An 18,757-nucleotide genomic window follows, 5' to 3' on the forward strand; every position below is an offset into this window, starting at 1 on the left:
CTCGCCCCCTTTTCTTCCCGCTTTGCAAGGAGTCCGTACCCCATGACGTCCACGGTGCCCACAGCCGTCCAGCACACCGACGCGCAGCCGCCGATCACCATGTTCGGTCCGGACTTCCCCTACGCGTACGACGACTTCCTCGCGCACCCGGCCGGCCTCGGCCAGATACCGGCGACCGAGCACGGCACCGAGGTCGCGGTCATCGGCGGCGGCCTGTCCGGCATCATCGCGGCGTACGAGCTGATGAAGATGGGCCTCAAGCCCGTCGTCTACGAGGCCGACCAGATCGGCGGCCGGCTGCGCACCGTCGGCTTCGAGGGCTGCGACGAGTCCCTGACCGCCGAGATGGGCGCGATGCGCTTCCCGCCGTCCTCCACGGCGCTCCAGCACTACATCGACCTGGTGGGGCTGGAGACCAAGGCGTTCCCGAACCCCCTCGCTCCCGAGACGCCGTCGACCGTCGTCGACCTCAAGGGCGAGTCGCACTACGCCGTCACCGTCGACGACCTGCCGCAGGTCTACCGCGACGTGATGAACGCCTGGAACGCCTGCCTCGAAGAGGGCGCCGACTTCTCCGACATGAACCAGGCCATGCGGGAGCGCGACGTACCGCGCATCCGTGAGATCTGGGCCAAGCTCGTCGAGAAGCTCGACAACCAGACCTTCTACGGCTTTCTCTGCGAGTCCGAGGCCTTCAAGTCCTTCCGGCACCGCGAGATCTTCGGCCAGGTCGGCTTCGGTACGGGTGGCTGGGACACCGACTTCCCCAACTCGATCCTCGAGATCCTGCGCGTCGTCTACACCGAGGCGGACGACCACCACCGCGGCATCGTCGGCGGCAGCCAGCAGCTCCCCGTCCGGCTCTGGGAGCGCGAGCCGGTCAAGCTCGTGCACTGGCCGCTCGGTACGTCGCTGAAGTCCCTCCACGAGGGCGAGCCCAAGCCCGCCGTGACGCGGCTGCACCGCACCGCCGGCAACCGGATCACCGTCACCGACGCCTCCGGCGACATCCGGACGTACCCGGCGGCGATCTTCACCGCGCAGTCCTGGATGCTGCTCTCCAAGATCACCTGTGACGACTCGCTGTTCCCCATCGACCACTGGACGGCGATGGAGCGCACCCACTACATGGAGTCGTCCAAGCTGTTCGTGCCGGTCGACCGGCCGTTCTGGCTGGACAAGGACGAGGAGACCGGCCGGGACGTCATGTCGATGACGCTCACCGACCGGATGACGCGCGGTACGTACCTGCTGGACGACGGCCCGGACAAGCCGGCCACCATCTGCCTCTCGTACACGTGGTGCGACGACAGCCTCAAGTGGCTGCCGCTGTCCGCGAACGAGCGGATGGAAGTCATGCTGAAGTCCCTCGGCGAGATCTACCCGAAGGTCGACATCCGCCGCCACATCATCGGCAACCCGGTCACCGTGTCGTGGGAGAACGAGCCGTACTTCATGGGCGCGTTCAAGGCGAACCTGCCCGGCCACTACCGCTACCAGCGCCGCCTGTTCACCCACTTCATGCAGGACCGCCTCCCCGAGGACAAGCGCGGTATCTTCCTCGCGGGCGACGACATCTCCTGGACGGCCGGGTGGGCCGAGGGCGCCGTGCAGACCGCGCTGAACGCGGTGTGGGGCGTCATGCACCACTTCGGCGGTACGACCGACCCGACGAACCCGGGCCCCGGCGACCTCTACGACGAGATCGCCCCGGTCGAGCTGCCGGAGGACTGACCAGGGGGACCGCAGAACGTACCGCCAGGGGCCGGCCGCGATCCGGCCGGCCTCTGGCGGTCATCACACCCGCCCTGTCGCCTGCCCGCCGGCGCAGGGCTTCGCCGCCTCCGGCGCCGCGCACGGCAGATGGCCGTGCGTGCGGATGATGCCCTGGCCGCTGCCGAGTGTCATGTAGACGAGGAAGCTGGAGACCAGCGAGTCGGCGGGCGGGCTGCCGTACGTGTAGGCGTACTCGATCTCGTGGTACGGGTATCCGCTGGTCCCGATGTCCTCGATGCTCGGCTCGCGGCCGTCCAGGCGCAGGCGGTGCAGGCCCTTGGGGCCGGCACCGGACCCCGAGCGCAGTTCGCTGTAGCCGAGGGCGCCGGGGACCGAGGCCACCTTGGCCAGCACCTGCTCGGTCGAGTCGAGCTCGCAGCGGATGACACCGGCCCGACCGTCGTCCCTGCCGGCGCAGTCCTGGGAGGAGTTGGCGGGCTCTCCCGTGCCCAGCACTCGGCGCTGGAAGACCTGCCGGGTACCGGAGTTGGCGTCCCGGCTGACGAGGCGGACCCGTAGATCGGGCCCGCCGAGCTCCTTCCAGTTGCGGACGGTGCCGGCGTACAGCCTCCGTACCTGCGCGGTCGTCAGGCCCTTGAGCGGTACTTGGTCATTGAGCACCAGGGCGAAGGCGGACACGGCCACCCGGCTCTCGCGCAACTGGGGATAACCGTTCGGTTTGCGGCCGTCGGAGAGCGCGATGAGGGGTGGCGACCCGTCCTCGGCGGCGCTGCCCGCCTCGTCGAGCGCGCGGATTCCGGCGGTGCTGCCGTGCGTGTCCACGGTGATCTTCGAGCCGGGGCATTCCGCCTGGTACTTCTCGGCCAGTTCCCCGGCGACCGGCGTGAAGGCGGTCGAGCCGGTGACGGTCAGCTCTCCGGTGGCGCAGCCCATGGGCGGCGGGGCCTGGTCGTCGCGTACGACGGTGAGGGTCGCGAGGGCGATGACGCAGACGGCGAGCGCGAGGATGAGGGCGCGGGCCGGTCTGCTGAAGAGCGGCGGCTTGTCGTCCGGCGTGGTGCTCTCGTTGGGCATCACCGCGCCGTCCTGGATGCCGCCCGTCACCCGGACCGTACTGCCGACGCCGCCTCCGCCGAGCAGTACGAGGAGTTTGTAGTGCTGGCCCCGGTTCAGCGGCACCTTCGGCAGGTGGACCCGGTTCTGGTGGTGCCGCATGCCGGCTTCGGGAGTGAAGTGCGCCATCAGGTGGGCGTGTTCGGGGTTGGGCTGGGTGACCGCGACGCCTCGGACCGTGTGGTCGGTGAAGTGGACGGTGAGGCCGTGGGTGTCGGGTCCGGTGTAGTCGGTGGCCGAGATGCCCTGCGCGCCGTCGTTCTCGATACGGAGCAGGACGAGGGTGGCGTTGGACATGTCGGGGGAGTCGTCGAACAGGCCGAGCCGCACGGTGTCGTGACCGCCCTGCGCGTCGCCGCCTATGGGGGTGTCCATCTGCACCCGGTAGCCGATGCGTTTGCGGCGAGGGACCCGGCGCTCGTACCAGAAGGGGCCGACAGCGGCCGCCACGCCGACCACGGCGGTGATCAGCGCTACGACGTTCTCGGGGTTCAACCACTCCACCTGTGTCCTCGCCCAGCCGGCCGGCGCACGCCTGTTCGCGCGCTTGTGCGGGTCAGGGTAGGGCGAGGCGCGGGGCGGGAACGCGGGCTCGGGCCGGCCGACGGACGCTGTTCACCGCGGCTTCACCGGGGGCCGCGCCACGGGCCGGGGATCAGTCGCCGCCGGGCAGCGGGGTCAGCAGCATCCGGCCGACCAGTCCCACCCCCGCGTCCAGTCGCTGCGTGAAGTCCTCGGCCAGCTCGGGCAGTTCGCGCAGACCCCACAGGAGCCGGGCGGCGGACCAGGCGGCGTCGCGGGCCCGTTCCAGGCTCCACGAGCCGAGCAGATGCGTCAGCGGATCGGCGATCTCCAGCAGATCGGGGCCCGGCATCAGCTCCTCGCGGATGCGCTCCTCCAGCGCCACGAGTGTGTCGCCCACCCGGTCGAAGTCCCCCTCCAGGTCGGCCGGCCGGCAACCGAGCGCATGGCAGGTGTCGACCACGGCAAGCGCGAGATCGTGCCCGATGTGCGCGTTGATCCCGGCGAGGGCGAACTGCAGCGGCCGTACGCCCGGATGGCGCCGGTACTGCAGCAGCGGCCGCCAGCAGGCGGGCCCCCGGCGCCCGGCCGACGAGGCGTCGACGGCGGTCAGGTAGCGCTCGGCGAAGAGCACATCGAGGGTGGCGGCGGTGCGGGCGTCGGGGAACAGGCCGCCGTCGATACGCCGGTCGATCTCCTCGGTGACCGCCAGATAGACGCGGTTGAAGACCGCGAGACCGTCCGACGGCGGCCAGTCGCAGCGGAAGGAACGCATCCGCGCCACGACAGTGTCGACCGAGGTCCGGGAGCGGTCCGTCTGAGCTGGGAAGTGCTCGATCTGCGCCATACGGGCAGCGTCGCAGCCCTAGGCTTTTCACCGGGCGCCGTAGATGCGGGCTTCCCCAGAACGGGGGAACGAACCGCGTCACAGGCGCCGGGGGATCGGCCATCCGGGGGGAGAGACCAGGGTGTCAGGTTTACGTGCGCAGCGCCGGATCGAGCGCGCCGAGCGGCGGCGCGCCAAACGCCGCAACGCGATGGCCTTCGCGGCTTCGGCGGTCGTGGCCGTCGGTACGGTGACGGGCGTGCTGTCCGCGGTGACGGGCGAGGGGGACCACAGGAACAGCGCAAGGCCGCAGACGAGCAGAACGCCGGTGCCGGGGCCGCTAACCGCGCGGCCGAGCCCTTCGGCGACGCCTTCCACGCAGGCCTCGGTGCCCGCGTCGCGCACGGCCACGCCCTCGCCCTCGCGTCCGTCGCCCTCGCGTCCGGCGTCGAAGCGCGCCGAGCCGTCGTCGGGCAGGCCCGCACGGGAGCCTTCGGCGCGGCCGCCGTCCTCCCCGCCGGGCGCCGCCGCCCTCTACCGGCACCCGGAGTCCCAGGTCCTCGACTGGGTCAGGGCGAACCGCGACGACCCCAGGCACCCGCTCATCAAGAACCGGATAGCCGACCAGCCCGCCGCCGTCTGGTTCGCGGCGTACAACCCGGGCGCCGTCACCGCACAGGTGAGGTCCGTGACTTCGGCCGCGGCGACGGCGGGGCGGATCCCGGTCCTCGTGCCGTACGCGATACCAGACCGCGACTGCGGAGGCGCGTCGCAGGGCGGTGCGCCGGACCTGGCGGCGTACGACGACTGGATCGGGGACTTCGCGGCGGGGCTCGGCGGCGGCGAGGTCATCGTCATCCTGGAGCCCGACTCGATCGCCCTGTCCGACTGCCTCTCCGACGGTGAACGGCAGGCGCGTTTCGCCTCGCTGGCACGCGCGGGCCGCACCCTGCACGCCGCGAACCCGCGGGCGAAGGTCTACTTCGACGCGGGCCACTCCGGCTGGCACCCGGCCGGGAAACAGGCCGCCGCCCTGCGCGCGGCGGGCGCCAGGTCGGACAGCGACGGCATCTTCACCAACGTCTCCAACTTCCACCGCACCGCCGACGAGGCCGCCTACGCCCGGCGCGTGCTGGCCGCGCTCGGCGGCCCGGCGGGTCTTGGCGCGGTCATCGACACCAGCAGGAACGGCAACGGCCCGCCGGCCGAGGGGCAGTGGTGCGACCCGGCGGGCCGCGCCCTCGGCCGGGCACCGACGACCCGGACCGGCGAGGCGCGGGTCGACGCCTACCTCTGGATCAAGCTGCCGGGGGAGTCGGACGGCTGCAAGGGAGCGGCGGGTACGTTCACACCGGACTACGCCTATCAGCTGGCGCGGGGCGACTGAAGCCGGGCCGGCCCGGAGGCGCTGAGCTGAAGCTGATGACCGCCCGCGCCGGCGCCCAACCGGCCGACGCCTACCGGCTCTTGGTGGTGTCGTACGTCGACGTGCCCGCGTCCAGCAGCGGCTCCTGCTCCTTGAGATGGGCGGGGGCGAGAGCGCGGAGCGCGTGGTAGCCGGTGATCACGACGATCGTGCCGAGCGCGATACCGCTGAGCTCGAAGTTCTCCGTGATCTTCAGGCTGACGCCGCCGACGCCGATGATGATGCCCGCGGCGGCCGGCACCAGGTTCAGCGGATTGCGCAGGTCCACGCGGGCGTTCAGCCAGATCTGGGCGCCGAGCAGGCCGATCATGCCGTACAGGATGACGGTGATCCCGCCGAGTACGCCGCCGGGAATGGCGGCCACCACCGCGCCGAACTTCGGGCAGAGGCCGAAGAGCAGCGCGAAACCGGCGGCGGCCCAGTAGGCGGCGGTGGAGTAGACGCGGGTGGCCGCCATGACGCCGATGTTCTCGGAGTACGTCGTGTTGGGCGGTCCGCCGACGGCGGTGGACAGCATGGACGCGGCGCCGTCGGCGGCGATGGCGGTGCCGAGCTTGTCGTCGAGGGAGTCGCCGGTCATCTCGCCGACGGCCTTGACGTGCCCGGCGTTCTCCGCGATCAGAGCGATGACGACGGGCAGCGCGACGAGGATCGCCGACCACTCGAAGCTCGGCGCGTGGAAGGAGGGGAGGCCGATCCAGTCGGCCTGCCCGACCGCCGAGAGGTCGAGCCGCCAGTGGTCGACGGCCTCCGGACCGCCCATGGGCGAGTGGATCTTGCCGAAGATCCGGTCGAAGACCCAGGAGACGGCGTACCCGAAGAGCAGGCCGAGGAAGATCGCGACGCGGGAGAAGAAACCGCGCAGGCAGACCACGGCCAGCCCGGTGAAGAGCATCACCAGCAGGGCCGTCCACTGGTCCTGCGGCCAGTACGTCGACGCCGTGACCGGGGCCAGGTTGAAGCCGATCAGCATGACGACCGCACCGGTGACGACCGGTGGCATCGCGGCGTGGATGATGCGGGCGCCGAATTTCTGTACGGCGAGACCGGCGAGGAAGAGCGTCGCGCCGACGACGAGGACCGCGCCGGTGACGGTGGCGCTGTCACCGCCGGAGGCGCGGATCGTGGCGGCCACGCCGACGAAGGAGAGCGAGCAGCCGAGGTAGCTCGGCACCCGGCCGCGGGTGGCCAGCAGGAAGATGACCGTGGCGACGCCGGACATCATGATGGCGAGGTTGGGGTCGAGCCCCATGAGCACCGGAGCGACGAACGACGCCCCGAACATGGCCACCACGTGCTGGGCGCCGAGCCCGGCCGTACGGGGCCAGGAGAGGCGCTCGTCGGGCCGTACGACGGCTCCGGGGGCGGGGGTCCGCCCGTCGCCGTGCAGGGTCCAGCGCACCCCGAGGTTCATTGAGGCTCCAGTACATCCAGATTCGGTCAAAAATGATCCAAGCCATGCTAAGGCCGAAAAGAATCCGCTCTGGCCGGGCGGGGGCGGGTGAGGCGGGGTGACGTACGGACCGGCCGCTGCGCGGGGCTTTCCCCTACCCGCCCCTTCCCGAACTGGGGCTCCGCCCCAGATCCCGCTCCTCAAACGCCGGAGGGGCTGGAGTGCCGGGGTGGGCGCAGCTGGGGGCTGCGCCCCACGCGGCGGAGCCGCGAAATGTCACTGCCGGGAAAGGGGGCGGGTAGGGGAAAGAAGCCCGCGCGGCGAACCGCCCACTAGCCCTTCGTCGCGGTCGTCCCGGCAGGGGCGTCGCTCCCGCTGCCCGCCGAGACCCGGCCCGCGCCGCGCAGTACCCCCGCTCCCACCACCAGCCCGGCCGCCAGCACTGTCACCACCCCGAAGGACACCACCAGCGACGTCGCGTCCGCGACCGCGCCGATCGCCGACGGGGCGATCAGGCCGGAGGTGTACGTGATCGTCGCGACGCCCGCGATCGCCTGGCTCGGGTTCGGCCCGGAGCGCCCCGCCGCGGCGAACGCCAGCGGTACGACCACCGCGACGCCGAGCCCGATCAGCGCGAAGCCGGCCATGGCGAGCTCCGGACGGTGCGCGGCGACGACCAGTACGCCACCGGCCGTCGCCGCGACGCCGCCCACCCGGACCGTACGCACCGGACCGAACCGGTCGACCACTCGGTCCCCGGCCAGCCGCGCAACCGCCATCGTCAGCGCGAACGCGGTCGTCGACGCGGCCGCGACGCCCGGCGAGGTGTCCAGCACGTCCCGCAGGTAGACCGCCGACCAGTCCAGGCTCGCGCCTTCCGCGAAGACCGCGCAGAACCCGATCGCGCCGATCACCAATGCCGACTTCGGCGGCAGCGCGAAACGCGGCGGAGCCTCGGCGTCCGGTGCGCTGCGCAGGTCGATGACCCCCTGGCAGGCGACGAGCCCGAGCACGGTCAGCGCGACGGCGGCCAGTGCGTGGTGCAGCCGCGCGTCGCTGCCCAGGTGCGCGGCGAGCGTTCCCGCCGCCGAGCCGATCAGCGCGCCCGCACTCCACATGCCGTGCAGCCCGGACATGATCGACTTGTCGAGCCTGTTCTCGACCTCGACACCGAGCGCGTTCATCGCGACGTCCGACATCCCCGCCGTAGCGCCGTACACGAACAGCGCGGCGCACAGCGTCAGCAGGTTCGGCGCCAGCGCGGGCAGCGTCAGCGCGAGCGTCCACAGCACCAGCAGCCCGCGCAGAGCGCCCCGCGCCCCGAACCGGTGGCTGATCGCACCGGCCAGCGGCATCGCCACCGACGCGCCGATCGCCGGGAAGGCCAGCGCGAGCCCGAGCTGACCGGCGCTGACACCCGTGTGGTCCACGATCCACGGGATACGGGTGGCGAAGCTGCCGGTGACCGCCCCGTGCACACAGAAGACGGCGGCCACGGCGTACCGTGCCCGCTTCAACTCCCGCTGACCGAAGACCATTTCGCCCGTCATGCGTCGCGCCCTCCCCGTTCGCCCCTCACTTCCAGCGTGCCGGAGGAAAATATCAGGAAGCCTGCCTGATAAATAGGGCGACACATCTGAGAGGATCCGTGGCATGCCCGCCTCACCGAGCACCGCCCGGGCCATCAACGACCGCTTCGCCCTCAAGCTGCTCCAGGACGAGGGCCCGTTGACGGCAGGACAGCTCAAGACACTGACCGGACTCTCCCGCCCCTCCGTCGCCGACCTGGTCGAACGGCTCCAGGGCGCGGGCCTGATCACCGTCGTGGGGGAGACCGGAGCGCAGCGCCGCGGCCCCAATGCCCGGCTGTACGGGATCGTCGCGGACCGCGCGCACCTCGCCGCGCTCGACGTACGGACCCAAGGGGTCTCCGTCGTCGTGGCCGACCTGGTCGGTACGACCCTCGCCGAGGCGACGCTGCCGATCGACGGCGACGCGACCGGCACCGAACCCGCCGTCGAGCAGGCGGTGGCACTCCTGGAGCGCACCGCCCGCGAGGCCGGCGCACGGCGTCTGCACAGCGTCGGCATCGGCGCGCCCGGCCTGATCGACCCGGCGACCGGGGAACTGCGCCCCACCACCGGCCTCCCCGCCTGGCACCGCAGGCTGGTCGCCGCCCTCCAGGAGCGGCTCCCCGCCACGGTGCTGGTGGAGAACGAGACCAACCTCGCCGCCGTCGCGGAGCAGCGGCTCGGCGCGGCCCGCGACCGCGACACCTTCGTACTGCTCCGGCTCGGCCATGGCGTCGGCGCGGCGCTCGTCCTTGACGGCAAGTTGCGCCGGGGCGCGTCGGGCGGCGCGGGCGAGATCGGCTTCCTGCCGGTGCCGGGCACCGCGGGGCTGCCGTCGGCGACGGACTGCGGCGGTGGGTTCCACTCACTGGCCGGCGCCGTCGCGATCGGGGAACTCGCCGCGCGGCACGGTATCCCGACGGCAGGAGACACGTCCGCCGCTGCCGGTGTACGGGCGGCCCTCGCGGCGGGGCGGGCGGGCGAGCCGTTCCTGGACGCCCTCGCCGCCCACCTGGCCGTCGGCGCGGCGGCCGTCACCGCGATCCTCGACCCGGGCTGCGTGGTCCTGGGCGGCGAGAGCGGTCACGCGGGCGGCGCGGCCCTCGCCGCCCGCGTCGCCGACAGGCTGGCCGCGATGTCGCCGCTGCGCACGGAGGTGCGGGCCGGGGAGCTGGGCGACGCGGCGGTGCTCCAGGGCGCGCTGCTCGCGGCGCGGGACGCGGCCCAGGACGACGTATTCGCGCCTCAGAGCTGAGAAGTACGGACCCGGCGGCGGGAAGGGCCGGTCACCGCCGCCGGGCGTTCAACTGGGGGTCAGGTCAGCAGGCTCCGAGGTCCTGCCAGACACCCCACTCACCGGTAGTACCCGGCTCTTCGCCCTTCGTCCACCACTTGGACTTCCAGTGGTGCGACTTGTGGGCGACCGTCGTACCGCTGCCGTACGCGGACGAAGCGCTCCACGCGGGCGCGGCGCACGGCCCGCCCGGGCTCGGCGTGGGGCTCGGGTCCGGCCCGGGGCCGGGGCCCGTCCCCGGGTCCACCACCGTCGTACCGCGCGCCAGGTCCCCTGTCAGGGCGTACGACCGGCCGCCGAAGGTCACCGTCCAGTTGGACGGGGTCGACGTCGGCAGGTAGTAGACGAAGTCCAGCTCGACCGAGGCGCCGGGCGCCAGCGTCTGCCAGGCGGGCAGCTTCAGCGAGACGCGGTTGTAGTCGCTCCTGAGGCCGCCGATGTTGTTGGCGGCGGTGTGGTCGCTGCGGACGATCTTCGTGTTGAAGCCGGACTGGTCCTTGGCGTTGGCGGGTGCGGAGGTCGCGTAGTCGAACTGGAACTCCGTGCCGCCGGGCAGTGTCGCCTTCGAGTTGTTCGTGATCTTCAGCTTGGGGCTGATGGGATAATTGGAGTCTCCGAGCGGGAACTGTCCGAAGTCCACGCCGATGTCCAGCGCCTTCGCCGGCAGTTCGACGGTGGAGCGCTTCGCGCCGTACGGCGGGGCCGACTTGAACTTCTCGTACATCGCCGTCGTCAGCGAGTCACCGATCTCGTACTGGCCCTTGGCCGCGTTCCAGTCGTAGTCGCCCGCGAGCTCCCAGACCATCGTGCCGCCGATGCCCTTGTCGACCACGTAGTCGGCCTTCGCCTTGACCGACTGCTCGTCCTCGGTCGACAGGAAGACCTTCTTCTCCGCGTTCCACAGCCAGGGCGCGACGAGCGTCGAGTCGTACTTACGGGCGTACGTGCCGGTCAGCCTAGTGTCGGCGGGGAAGCCGTACCGCGTGACGTAGTCCCCGACGACGCCCTTCTCCAGGTTCTTCGCGTGCCACATCGGGTTGGACCCGGCCGGCGACTCCTTGCCCGCCGTGTCCTTGTCGTGCCACAGGTTGTCGATTCCGGACGCTCCGTCGCCGCACTTGGTCAGCCCCGCGCCGGCCGGACAGTTCGTCGAGGGCGCCTTGCCCCACAGTCCGTCCGTCCCGCCCTGCACGTTCTTGTGTCCGCGGGTGTAATAGGGCAGGCCGATATTGATGCGTCCGGCCGGCATGGAGCCGCGGAAGTAGTGATAGGCCCAGTCGGTATTGAGATAACCGGTCCCGCCGTACTGCGCCGTCGAATACACGCCCGCCGCCGCCAGTTCGGCGTCCTTGCCGTCGTCGAAGAGCGAGGCGTTGGGGCCGACGTATTCGTTCCAGGCGCCATGGAGGTCGTACGACATGATGTTGACGTAATCCAGGTACTTCTGGACCTGGAACGTCTCCATCCCGCGCAGCAGATAGCCGGACGAAGGCGCGGCCACGGTCAGCAGATAGTGCCTGCCGTCGGCGGCGCCCGCCCGGTCGAGCTTCTCGCGCAGCGACTTCATGAGCGCCGCGTAGCCCTTGACCAGCCCGGCCCGGCGCGCGTTCGAGTAGGAGAAGTCCAGCGGGTTGCCCGCGTCCTTCATCGTCGTCGGGTACTCGTAGTCGATGTCGACGCCGTTGAAGCCGTACTTCTTGATGAACGCGACCGTCGAATCCGCGAAGGTGTCGATGCCCGCCTGGTTGACCGAGCCGTCCGCGTTCGTCGCCATCGAATAGAAGCCGCCGGAATTCACCCGGTCGCCGTTGTCCGCGAAGTACCCGCCGGTCTCGGCCCAACCGCCCACCGAGACAAGCGTCTTGACATCCGGGTGCTGCTTCTTGAATTTACTCAGCAGGTTGAAGTGACCCTTGTAGGAGTACGCCGGGTCCATTTCCGCACCGGCCACGCCCGGCCAGGTCATCCCGGTCGCGGCGTTCTTCTCGCCGTCGGAGCCGACCGAGATCTTGTGGTCGCTCCCGATGTGCGCGAAGGCGTAGTTGAGGTGGGTGACCTTGTCCCACGGGATGTCGGAGGCGAGGTAGGCGGGCTCGCCGTTCTTGCCCGTACGCCAGCCGGTGAAGTAGCCGATGACGCGGCGCTGGTGGTCGGCGCCCATCTTCTCGCGGCCCTCGGCGTCGTAGGCCGCGCAGTACGGGACGTCGACGCCCGGGGTCTTGTACAGGCCGTCGGGGCGGCAGGACTCGTGGTCGGCGGCGTGCGAGACGCCTCCGGCGAGCGAACTGATCAGAAGTGCGGCGACGGTGGCGCCGGCGGCGAGCAGGGAGGTTCTCGCTCGGGTGGGGGACAGCACGGTCTGTTCCTCCTGGGGAGGTCGGCCTGGCGCAACGAACGAGGGGTGATCGTCGTGTGACGCAGACGCTAAGAGGACTAGACCAGAGCGTCAATAGGTATGGACCAATTGCTGTGAGTCGGACCACAGGCGATCGTGTGCATGGCACTCCACCGGCGTGGCACACTGACCCTGTACCAGCAGCAGCGCACTCCGGGGTCGGTGTAATTCCGAACCGGCGGTTACAGTCCGCGACCCGGTCACCTCCAGTGGCCGGTTGAACAGGTGAAATTCCTGTACCGACGGTGAAAGTCCGGATGGGAGGCAGTGCGCGGCGGGCCGTCACAGGTCATGGGTACGCCGCTGTCGGCGGTTCGGCTCGTCCCCCAGGGGCGACCCCTCTTTTTCCGGCTACGGCGCCCCCGTACCCGTTGGCGTTTGTTCCCGCTCCTGTCGTCATCGACAGCCCCGGAGTCCGTGCCCGAAGAGGCAGGAGGACCCGGTGGCCACCGCAGCCGAAGCAGCCACGACCGACGCGAACGCCATGCGCCGGGCCGTCGCGCTCGCCGCCCGTGGACTCGGTTCCACCAGCCCCAACCCGGTCGTCGGATGCGTCGTCCTGGACGCCGACGGGCAGCTCGCCGGCGCCGGATTCCACCAGCGCGCGGGCGGCCCGCACGCCGAGGTGTCACGCCCTGCGGGAAGCGGGGGAGCGGGCGCGCGGCGGTACGGCGTACGTCACCCTCGAACCCTGCAACCACACCGGCCGCACCGGTCCCTGCGCCCAGGCCCTGGTCGCCGCCGGAATCGTCCGCGTCGTCTACGCCGTCGCCGACCCGAACCCGCAGGCCACCGGCGGCGCGGACACCTTGCGCGCGGCCGGAGTCCAGGTGGAGCACGGGCTGCTCGCCGACGAGGCGCAGGCGGGCAACGCCGCCTGGCTGACGTCCGTACGCCTCGGCCGCCCGTACGTCCGGTGGAAGTACGCCGCGACGCTCGACGGCCGTATCGCCGCGGCCGACTCCACCAGCCGCTGGATCACCTCCGCCGAGGCCCGCGCCGACGTCCACCGGCTGCGCGCCGAGGCCGACGCCGTGATCGTCGGCTCCGGCACGATGCGCGCCGACGACCCGCACCTTGCCGTACGCGGTACCGAGGACACGGACGGCGTCAGCCAGCCCCTGCGCGTCGTCGTCGACACCAACGCCACCGCCGTCAAGCCCGGCGCCCGCGTCCTCGACGACGCCGCGCCCACCCTGATCGCCGTCGCCTAGGACGCCGACGCCGCGCACCTGGCCGAAGCGGGAGCAGACGTCGTACGGCTGCCACGCGCCGCCACCGGACTCGACATCCACGCGCTCCTCGCCGCCCTGCACACCCGCGGCGTGCGCTCCGTACTCCTCGAAGGCGGGCCGACGCTGGCCGGCGCCTTCGTCGCCGCGGGGGCGGTCGACACGGTCACTGGTTACCTCGCCCCCGTACTGCTCGGCGCGGGCCCCGCCGCCCTCGCCGACGCCGGAATCACCACCATCACCGAGGCGTTGCGGCTCGACGTGACCGAGACCGTCCGCGTCGGCCCCGATCTGCGCATCACCGCCGTCCCCGCCACCCCCGTATCGAAGGAGCACTGAGTGTTCACCGGAATCGTCGAAGAGCTGGGTGAGGTCACCGCCGTCGAGAACCTCGGTGACGCCTCCCGTTTCCGACTGCGCGGGCCGCTGGTCACCGAGGACGCCAAGCACGGCGACTCGATCGCCGTCAACGGCGTCTGCCTCACCGTCGTGGACTGCGGGGACGGTGAGTTCACCGCCGACGTGATGGCCGAAACGCTGAAGCGCTCCAGCCTCGGCGCCCTCACCGTCGGCTCCCGCGTCAACCTGGAGCGCCCCATGGCACTCGGCGGCCGCCTCGGCGGACACCTCGTCCAGGGGCACGTCGACGGCACCGGCACGATCACCGGCCGCGAGCCGTCCGAGCACTGGGAGATCGTCAAGGTCTCGCTCCCCGCGGACCTCGCCCGTTACGTCGTCGAGAAGGGCTCCATCACCGTCGACGGCGTGAGCCTCACCGTCGTCGAGGCCGGAGACGACTACTTCACCATCAGCCTCATCCCCACCACCCTCGACCTCACCACCCTCGGCATCAAGCAGGCCGGTGACCAGGTCAACCTGGAAGTGGACGTACTCGCGAAGTACGTCGAGCGGCTCATGGGCGCAGACCGGTCCGGCCAGAAGGAGTCCGGCCAGAAGGAGACCGTGAAGTGAGCGCCGTGTCCTGGCTGAACAGCGAGGCCTTCACGGCCTTCGACCAGCACATCATGTGGTCCGACATGATCGGCAACACCATCGGCCTGATCGCCCTCGCGCTCGGCTGGCGGCGCTCCATATGGACCTGGCCGACCCAGTTCCTGTCCGGCGTCATCCTCGTCGCCGCGTACTATTCCGCGGACCTCAGCGGCGGCGTCGGCAAGCAGCTGCTGGTCATCGGCGTCGCCCTGTGGGGCTGGCGGCAGTGGCAGCTCGGCCGGCAGCAGGCCCAGGACGGCTCGATCGCCGTCCGCTTCGCCACCTGGCGCGAGCGCGCACTGCTGATCGCCGGAGCGGTACTCGGCACGCTGGCCGTCGGCGGCCTCTTCACGCTGTACCCCTCGCTGTCCTGGAGCCCCTGGGCCGACGCGTACATCTTCGTCGGCACGCTCGTCGCGATGGTCGCCCAGGCCCGCGGCCTGGTCGAGTTCTGGTTCGCCTGGCTGCTGGTCGACCTCGTGGGCGTACCGCTCGCCTTCAGCAGCGGTCTCGCCTTCTCCGGTCTTGTGTACGTCGTCTACTTCGCCCTCGTCCTCTGGGGTGCCTACGACTGGTGGCAGCGCTCGCGTACGAGCGTGAAGCCCGCCATGGAAGGAGCAGCAGCATGAGCGCCCTGCCCACCTGGTACAGCACCGACAACGCCGAGGACCTGTCCCTCGACCCCGTCGAGCAGGCCATCCGCGACATCGCGGCCGGCCGTCCCGTCGTCGTCGTCGACGACGAGAACCGGGAGAACGAGGGCGACCTGGTGATCGCCGCAGAGATGGCCACCCCCGAGATCGTCGCGTTCATGATGAGCGAGTGCCGCGGCCTGATCTGCGCGCCCATGGAGGGCGACGAGCTGGAGCGGCTCGAACTCCCGCAGATGGTCGAGAACAACACCGAGTCGATGAGCACGGCCTTCACCGTCTCCGTCGACGCCTCCGCCGCGCACGGCGTCACCACCGGCATCTCGGCCGCCGACCGCGCCGCCACGCTCCGGCTCCTCGCGAGCGGCCGCTCCACCGCGGGCGACTTCGTCCGCCCCGGCCACATCTTCCCGCTGCGTGCCAAGCCCGGCGGCGTACTCGTCCGCAACGGCCACACCGAAGCCGCCGTGGACCTCGCCAGGCTCGCGGGCCTGCGCCCGGCCGGCGCGATCGTGGAGATCGCCGGCGAGGACGGCGTGATGCTGCGGCTGCCCGAGCTGATCCCGTTCGCCCGCAAGCACGGTCTGACGATCATCTCCATCGAGGACCTGATCGCCTACCGCCGCACCTCGGACCCCAAGGTCCGCCGCGAGGCCACCGTCCAGCTCCCCACGTCCTTCGGGGACTTCACGGCGTACGGCTACCGCTCCACGGTCGACGGCGTCGAGCACGTCGCGCTCGTCCACGGTGAGATCGGCGACGGCGACGACGTCCTCGTGCGGATCCACTCCGAGTGCCTGACCGGCGACATCTTCCACTCGCAGCGCTGCGACTGCGGGCCGCAGCTGGAAACGTCCATGCAGCGCATCACCGAGACCGGCCGCGGCGTCGTCGTCTACCTGCGCGGCCACGAGGGGCGCGGCATCGGGCTGCTGTCCAAGCTGCGCGCGTACGAACTCCAGGAGCTCGGCCGCGACACCCTCGACGCCAACCTGGAGCTGGGCCTGCCCGCCGACGCCCGCGACTACGCGGCCGGTGCGCAGATCCTCGAGGACCTCGGCGTACAGAGCCTGCGGCTGATGACGAACAACCCCGAGAAGACCGCCGCGCTCGTACGGCACGGCCTGACCGTCATCGGGCGCGAGCCCATGCCCGTCAAGGCCGGCGAGCACAACCTGCGGTACCTGCGGACCAAGCGGGACCGGATGGGACACGACCTTCCGTGGCTGGACGGCGCCTCCGCCTCCACCTGCGGCAACCAGTAACCACGTCACCAATTCAGTACGTCACCAATTCAGTACGTCAGTAAGAAGGAGAGACGCGTGAGCGGCAAGGGCGCACCCGAACTGAGTGTGAAGAACTGCGGAGACCTCCGGGTGGCAGTGATCGCGGCGCAGTGGCACGAGAAGGTCATGGACGGCCTCGTCGACGGCGCGCTGCGCGCCCTCCACGAGCTGGGCATCGACGAGCCGACCCTCCTGCGCGTCCCCGGCAGCTTCGAGCTCCCGGTCGTCGCGAAGGTCCTCGCGGGCCGCGGTTACGACGCCATCGTCGCGCTGGGCGTCGTCATCCGGGGCGGCACCCCGCACTTCGAGTACGTGTGCCAGGGCGTTACGAACGGCCTGACCCAGGTCTCCGTCGACACCGGTGTCCCCATCGGTTTCGGCGTACTGACCTGCGACACCGAGGAGCAGGCGCTCGACCGGGCCGGGATCGAAGGCTCGAACGAGGACAAGGGCCACGAGGCGGTCACCGCCGCCGTCGCCACCGCGACCACACTGCGCACGGTCGCCGAACCCTGGCGCTGAGTGGCAGCGTGCCACCCCGTACTCTTAGGACCATCATGGCCAACAAAACCTTCGAAGAGCTCTTCACCGAGCTCCAGCTCAAGGCCGCCAACGGCGACCCCTCCACCTCCCGCACCGCCGAGCTGGTGGACAAGGGCGTGCATGCCATCGGCAAGAAGGTCGTCGAGGAGGCCGCCGAGGTCTGGATGGCCGCCGAGTACGAGGGCAAGGAAGCCGCCGCCGAGGAGATCTCGCAGCTGCTGTACCACGTCCAGGTGATGATGGTCGCCCGCGGGATCTCGCTCGACGACGTCTACGCCCACCTCTGAGCCGCACGCCCCCCCACGTACGTACAAAGCCACGACTCCCACCGCACAGAAGGACCTGACCTCATGCTGCGCATCGCCATCCCCAACAAGGGCTCCCTCTCCGGACCTGCGTCGGAGATGCTCCATGAGGCCGGTTACCAGCAGCGCAAGGAGTCGAAGGAGCTGCGCCTCGTCGACCCCGAGAACGAGGTCGAGTTCTTCTACCTGCGTCCCCGCGACATCGCGATCTACGTCAGCTCGGGCCGCCTCGACATCGGCATCACCGGCCGCGACCTGCTGCTGGACTCCGGTGCCAACGCCGAGGAGATCCTCCAGCTCGGCTTCGCCCGCTCGACCTTCCGTTACGCCACCAAGCCCGGCACCGCGACCGGCGTCAAGGACTTCGGCGGCATGACGGTGGCCACCTCGTACGAGGGCATCGTCGCCAAGCACCTCGCCGACGAGGGCATCGACGCCGCCGTCGTCCACCTGGACGGCGCGGTCGAGACGGCCATCGAGCTGGGCGTCGCGCAGGTCATCGCCGACGTCGTCGAGACCGGCACCAGCCTGCGCAACGCGGGCCTCGAAGTGATCGGTGAGCCGATCATGACGTCCGAAGCCGTCGTGATCCGCCGCACCGGCGTGTCCGCCGAGGAGGCCGTCGACCCGAAGGTGGCCCAGTTCCTGCGCCGCCTCCAGGGCGTCCTGGTCGCCCGCAGCTACGTGATGATGGACTACGACTGCCGCGCCGAGCACCTCGAAGCGGCCGTCGCCCTCACCCCCGGCCTGGAGTCGCCGACCATCTCGCCGCTGCACAACGAGGGCTGGGTCGCCGTCCGCTCCATGGTCCCGGCCAAGGAGTCCCAGCGCGTCATGGACGACCTGTACGAGCTCGGCGCCCGCGCCATCCTCACCACGGCCATCCACGCCTGCCGCCTCTGACCGTCGTACCGCCGCCCGCATCCCCTCTAAGGAACCGCGACCGCCGTGTCACAGCCCGAGCTCCCCTCCCTGCCGGTCACCTTCCGGCCGACCCGCACCCGGGCCGTCCTCCTGACCGTCGGGGTGGCGATGTTCGCCGTCATCACCGCCGTCGCGCTGATGCTCGACACGCTGAGCGGCGCCGAGCGGGCGGCGTTCATCTTCACCGCGCTGCTGCTCTTCGGCGTACTGGTGCTGCTGAGCCGCCCGAAGGTCGTGGCCGACGAGGCCGGAGTCACCGTGGTCAACCTGACCACCAGGCGCCGGCTGGAATGGGCCGAGATCGTACGGGTCAACCTGCGCCCGGGTGACGCGTGGGTCTTCCTCGACCTCAGCGACGGCACCAGCCTGCCCGCCCTCGGCATCCAGCCCGGTGTCGCCAAGCAGCAGGCCATCCGCGACGCCCGCGCCCTGCGCGCCCTCGCGGAATCCCGCGGCACGGGCACACACACCGGCTGAGCCCCTGCCCGACGCGCCCCGGTCCCGTTTACTCTGTGGGAGGTGGCGCCGAGTGCGCCCCGCTCCGCGT

Annotated in this window: 15 protein-coding genes, 1 pseudogene and 1 riboswitch; of the genes and pseudogenes, 11 read left to right on the top strand and 5 right to left on the bottom strand. The window is 70.9% G+C overall.

What is annotated here, in order from left to right; genetic code table 11:
* Positions 1-42 precede the first annotated feature (42 nt).
* On the top strand, positions 43-1,734 hold the full coding sequence (locus J7E91_RS18540; protein WP_214905849.1) for an NAD(P)/FAD-dependent oxidoreductase: 1,692 nt from the start codon (positions 43-45) through the stop codon (positions 1,732-1,734).
* Between the two features lie 63 nt (positions 1,735-1,797).
* Here J7E91_RS18540 and J7E91_RS18545 read toward each other — a convergent pair whose 3' ends face one another.
* Positions 1,798-3,354 (bottom strand): substrate-binding domain-containing protein, encoded by a 1,557-nt coding sequence (locus J7E91_RS18545; RefSeq protein WP_214905851.1) that lies wholly within the window; start codon positions 3,352-3,354, stop codon positions 1,798-1,800.
* A 151-nt stretch (positions 3,355-3,505) separates the two neighbouring features.
* The gene (locus tag J7E91_RS18550; RefSeq protein ID WP_214905855.1) at positions 3,506-4,219 is read right to left on the bottom strand and encodes a DUF5995 family protein; all 714 of its coding nucleotides are present in this window, start codon (positions 4,217-4,219) and stop codon (positions 3,506-3,508) included.
* A 121-nt stretch (positions 4,220-4,340) separates the two neighbouring features.
* On the opposite strand from J7E91_RS18550, the gene J7E91_RS18555 reads away from it, so the two are divergent.
* Positions 4,341-5,585: a glycoside hydrolase family 6 protein gene (locus tag J7E91_RS18555; protein WP_308376746.1), complete on the top strand. Its 1,245-nt coding sequence runs from the start codon at positions 4,341-4,343 to the stop codon at positions 5,583-5,585.
* Between the two features lie 70 nt (positions 5,586-5,655).
* Here the strand turns inward: J7E91_RS18555 and J7E91_RS18560 are convergent, their stop codons facing one another.
* Together J7E91_RS18560 and J7E91_RS18565 are read right to left on the bottom strand one after the other, a co-directional pair.
* Positions 5,656-7,038, bottom strand: a complete 1,383-nt coding sequence (locus J7E91_RS18560; RefSeq protein ID WP_214905858.1) for a uracil-xanthine permease family protein — start codon at positions 7,036-7,038, stop codon at positions 5,656-5,658.
* A 311-nt stretch (positions 7,039-7,349) separates the two neighbouring features.
* Positions 7,350-8,567 (bottom strand): MFS transporter, encoded by a 1,218-nt coding sequence (locus J7E91_RS18565; RefSeq protein ID WP_214905861.1) that lies wholly within the window; start codon positions 8,565-8,567, stop codon positions 7,350-7,352.
* A gap of 103 nt (positions 8,568-8,670) precedes the next feature.
* Here J7E91_RS18565 and J7E91_RS18570 point away from each other — a divergent pair, with 103 nt between their 5' ends.
* The gene (locus J7E91_RS18570; RefSeq protein ID WP_214905865.1) at positions 8,671-9,843 is read left to right on the top strand and encodes an ROK family transcriptional regulator; all 1,173 of its coding nucleotides are present in this window, start codon (positions 8,671-8,673) and stop codon (positions 9,841-9,843) included.
* A 64-nt stretch (positions 9,844-9,907) separates the two neighbouring features.
* On the opposite strand, the gene J7E91_RS18575 is transcribed toward J7E91_RS18570, so the two are convergent.
* Positions 9,908-12,238, bottom strand: coding sequence for a chitinase C-terminal domain-containing protein (locus J7E91_RS18575; protein ID WP_214905868.1), 2,331 nt, complete (start codon positions 12,236-12,238; stop codon positions 9,908-9,910).
* 183 nt (positions 12,239-12,421) lie between these two features.
* A riboswitch (FMN riboswitch) is annotated at positions 12,422-12,552 on the top strand.
* A 209-nt stretch (positions 12,553-12,761) separates the two neighbouring features.
* Between J7E91_RS18575 and ribD the strand changes: the two are divergent.
* The 8 genes and pseudogenes from ribD (at position 12,762) to J7E91_RS18615 (ending at position 18,687) form a co-directional block, all read left to right on the top strand.
* A pseudogene (gene ribD, locus J7E91_RS18580) lies at positions 12,762-13,848 on the top strand (bifunctional diaminohydroxyphosphoribosylaminopyrimidine deaminase/5-amino-6-(5-phosphoribosylamino)uracil reductase RibD).
* Positions 13,849-14,481, top strand: coding sequence for a riboflavin synthase (locus J7E91_RS18585; protein WP_214905871.1), 633 nt, complete (start codon positions 13,849-13,851; stop codon positions 14,479-14,481). It abuts the pseudogene before it with no gap.
* Entirely contained in the window at positions 14,478-15,131 is a 654-nt protein-coding gene (locus tag J7E91_RS18590; RefSeq protein ID WP_214905874.1) for a nicotinamide mononucleotide transporter family protein, read from the top strand. The genes J7E91_RS18585 and J7E91_RS18590 overlap by 4 nt, the downstream gene beginning before the upstream one ends.
* Positions 15,128-16,417 carry a bifunctional 3,4-dihydroxy-2-butanone-4-phosphate synthase/GTP cyclohydrolase II gene (locus J7E91_RS18595; RefSeq protein ID WP_214905877.1) on the top strand — a complete coding sequence of 430 codons (1,290 nt, stop codon included), beginning with the start codon at positions 15,128-15,130 and terminating at the stop codon, positions 16,415-16,417. Before J7E91_RS18590 ends, J7E91_RS18595 begins: the two co-directional genes overlap by 4 nt.
* Positions 16,418-16,474: 57 nt before the next feature.
* Positions 16,475-16,960, top strand: coding sequence for a 6,7-dimethyl-8-ribityllumazine synthase (gene ribH, locus J7E91_RS18600; protein WP_028814037.1), 486 nt, complete (start codon positions 16,475-16,477; stop codon positions 16,958-16,960).
* Between the two features lie 35 nt (positions 16,961-16,995).
* A complete protein-coding gene (locus tag J7E91_RS18605) occupies positions 16,996-17,268 on the top strand; it encodes a phosphoribosyl-ATP diphosphatase (RefSeq protein WP_214905880.1) in 273 nt (90 codons plus the stop codon).
* 63 nt (positions 17,269-17,331) lie between these two features.
* On the top strand, positions 17,332-18,189 hold the full coding sequence (hisG, locus tag J7E91_RS18610) for an ATP phosphoribosyltransferase (RefSeq protein WP_214905883.1): 858 nt from the start codon (positions 17,332-17,334) through the stop codon (positions 18,187-18,189).
* A 45-nt stretch (positions 18,190-18,234) separates the two neighbouring features.
* Positions 18,235-18,687: a PH domain-containing protein gene (locus J7E91_RS18615; protein WP_214905887.1), complete on the top strand. Its 453-nt coding sequence runs from the start codon at positions 18,235-18,237 to the stop codon at positions 18,685-18,687.
* The last annotated feature ends 70 nt before the right edge of the window (positions 18,688-18,757 follow it).

It is taken from the genome of Streptomyces sp. ISL-99 (assembly GCF_018614005.1).
GTDB classification, from domain to species: domain Bacteria; phylum Actinomycetota; class Actinomycetes; order Streptomycetales; family Streptomycetaceae; genus Streptomyces; species Streptomyces flavidovirens.

What these genes read in the sequence shown, in the direction of transcription:
- J7E91_RS18540 (WP_214905849.1), top strand. Translation starts at nt 43, where the DNA reads ATGACGTCCACGGTGCCCACAGCCGTCCAGCACACCGACGCGCAGCCG.
- J7E91_RS18550 (WP_214905855.1), bottom strand. Translation starts at nt 4,219, where the DNA reads ATGGCGCAGATCGAGCACTTCCCAGCTCAGACGGACCGCTCCCGGACC.
- J7E91_RS18560 (WP_214905858.1), bottom strand. Translation starts at nt 7,038, where the DNA reads ATGAACCTCGGGGTGCGCTGGACCCTGCACGGCGACGGGCGGACCCCC.
- J7E91_RS18565 (WP_214905861.1), bottom strand. Translation starts at nt 8,567, where the DNA reads ATGACGGGCGAAATGGTCTTCGGTCAGCGGGAGTTGAAGCGGGCACGG.
- J7E91_RS18570 (WP_214905865.1), top strand. Translation starts at nt 8,671, where the DNA reads ATGCCCGCCTCACCGAGCACCGCCCGGGCCATCAACGACCGCTTCGCC.
- J7E91_RS18595 (WP_214905877.1), top strand. Translation starts at nt 15,128, where the DNA reads ATGAGCGCCCTGCCCACCTGGTACAGCACCGACAACGCCGAGGACCTG.
- J7E91_RS18605 (WP_214905880.1), top strand. Translation starts at nt 16,996, where the DNA reads ATGGCCAACAAAACCTTCGAAGAGCTCTTCACCGAGCTCCAGCTCAAG.
- hisG (WP_214905883.1), top strand. Translation starts at nt 17,332, where the DNA reads ATGCTGCGCATCGCCATCCCCAACAAGGGCTCCCTCTCCGGACCTGCG.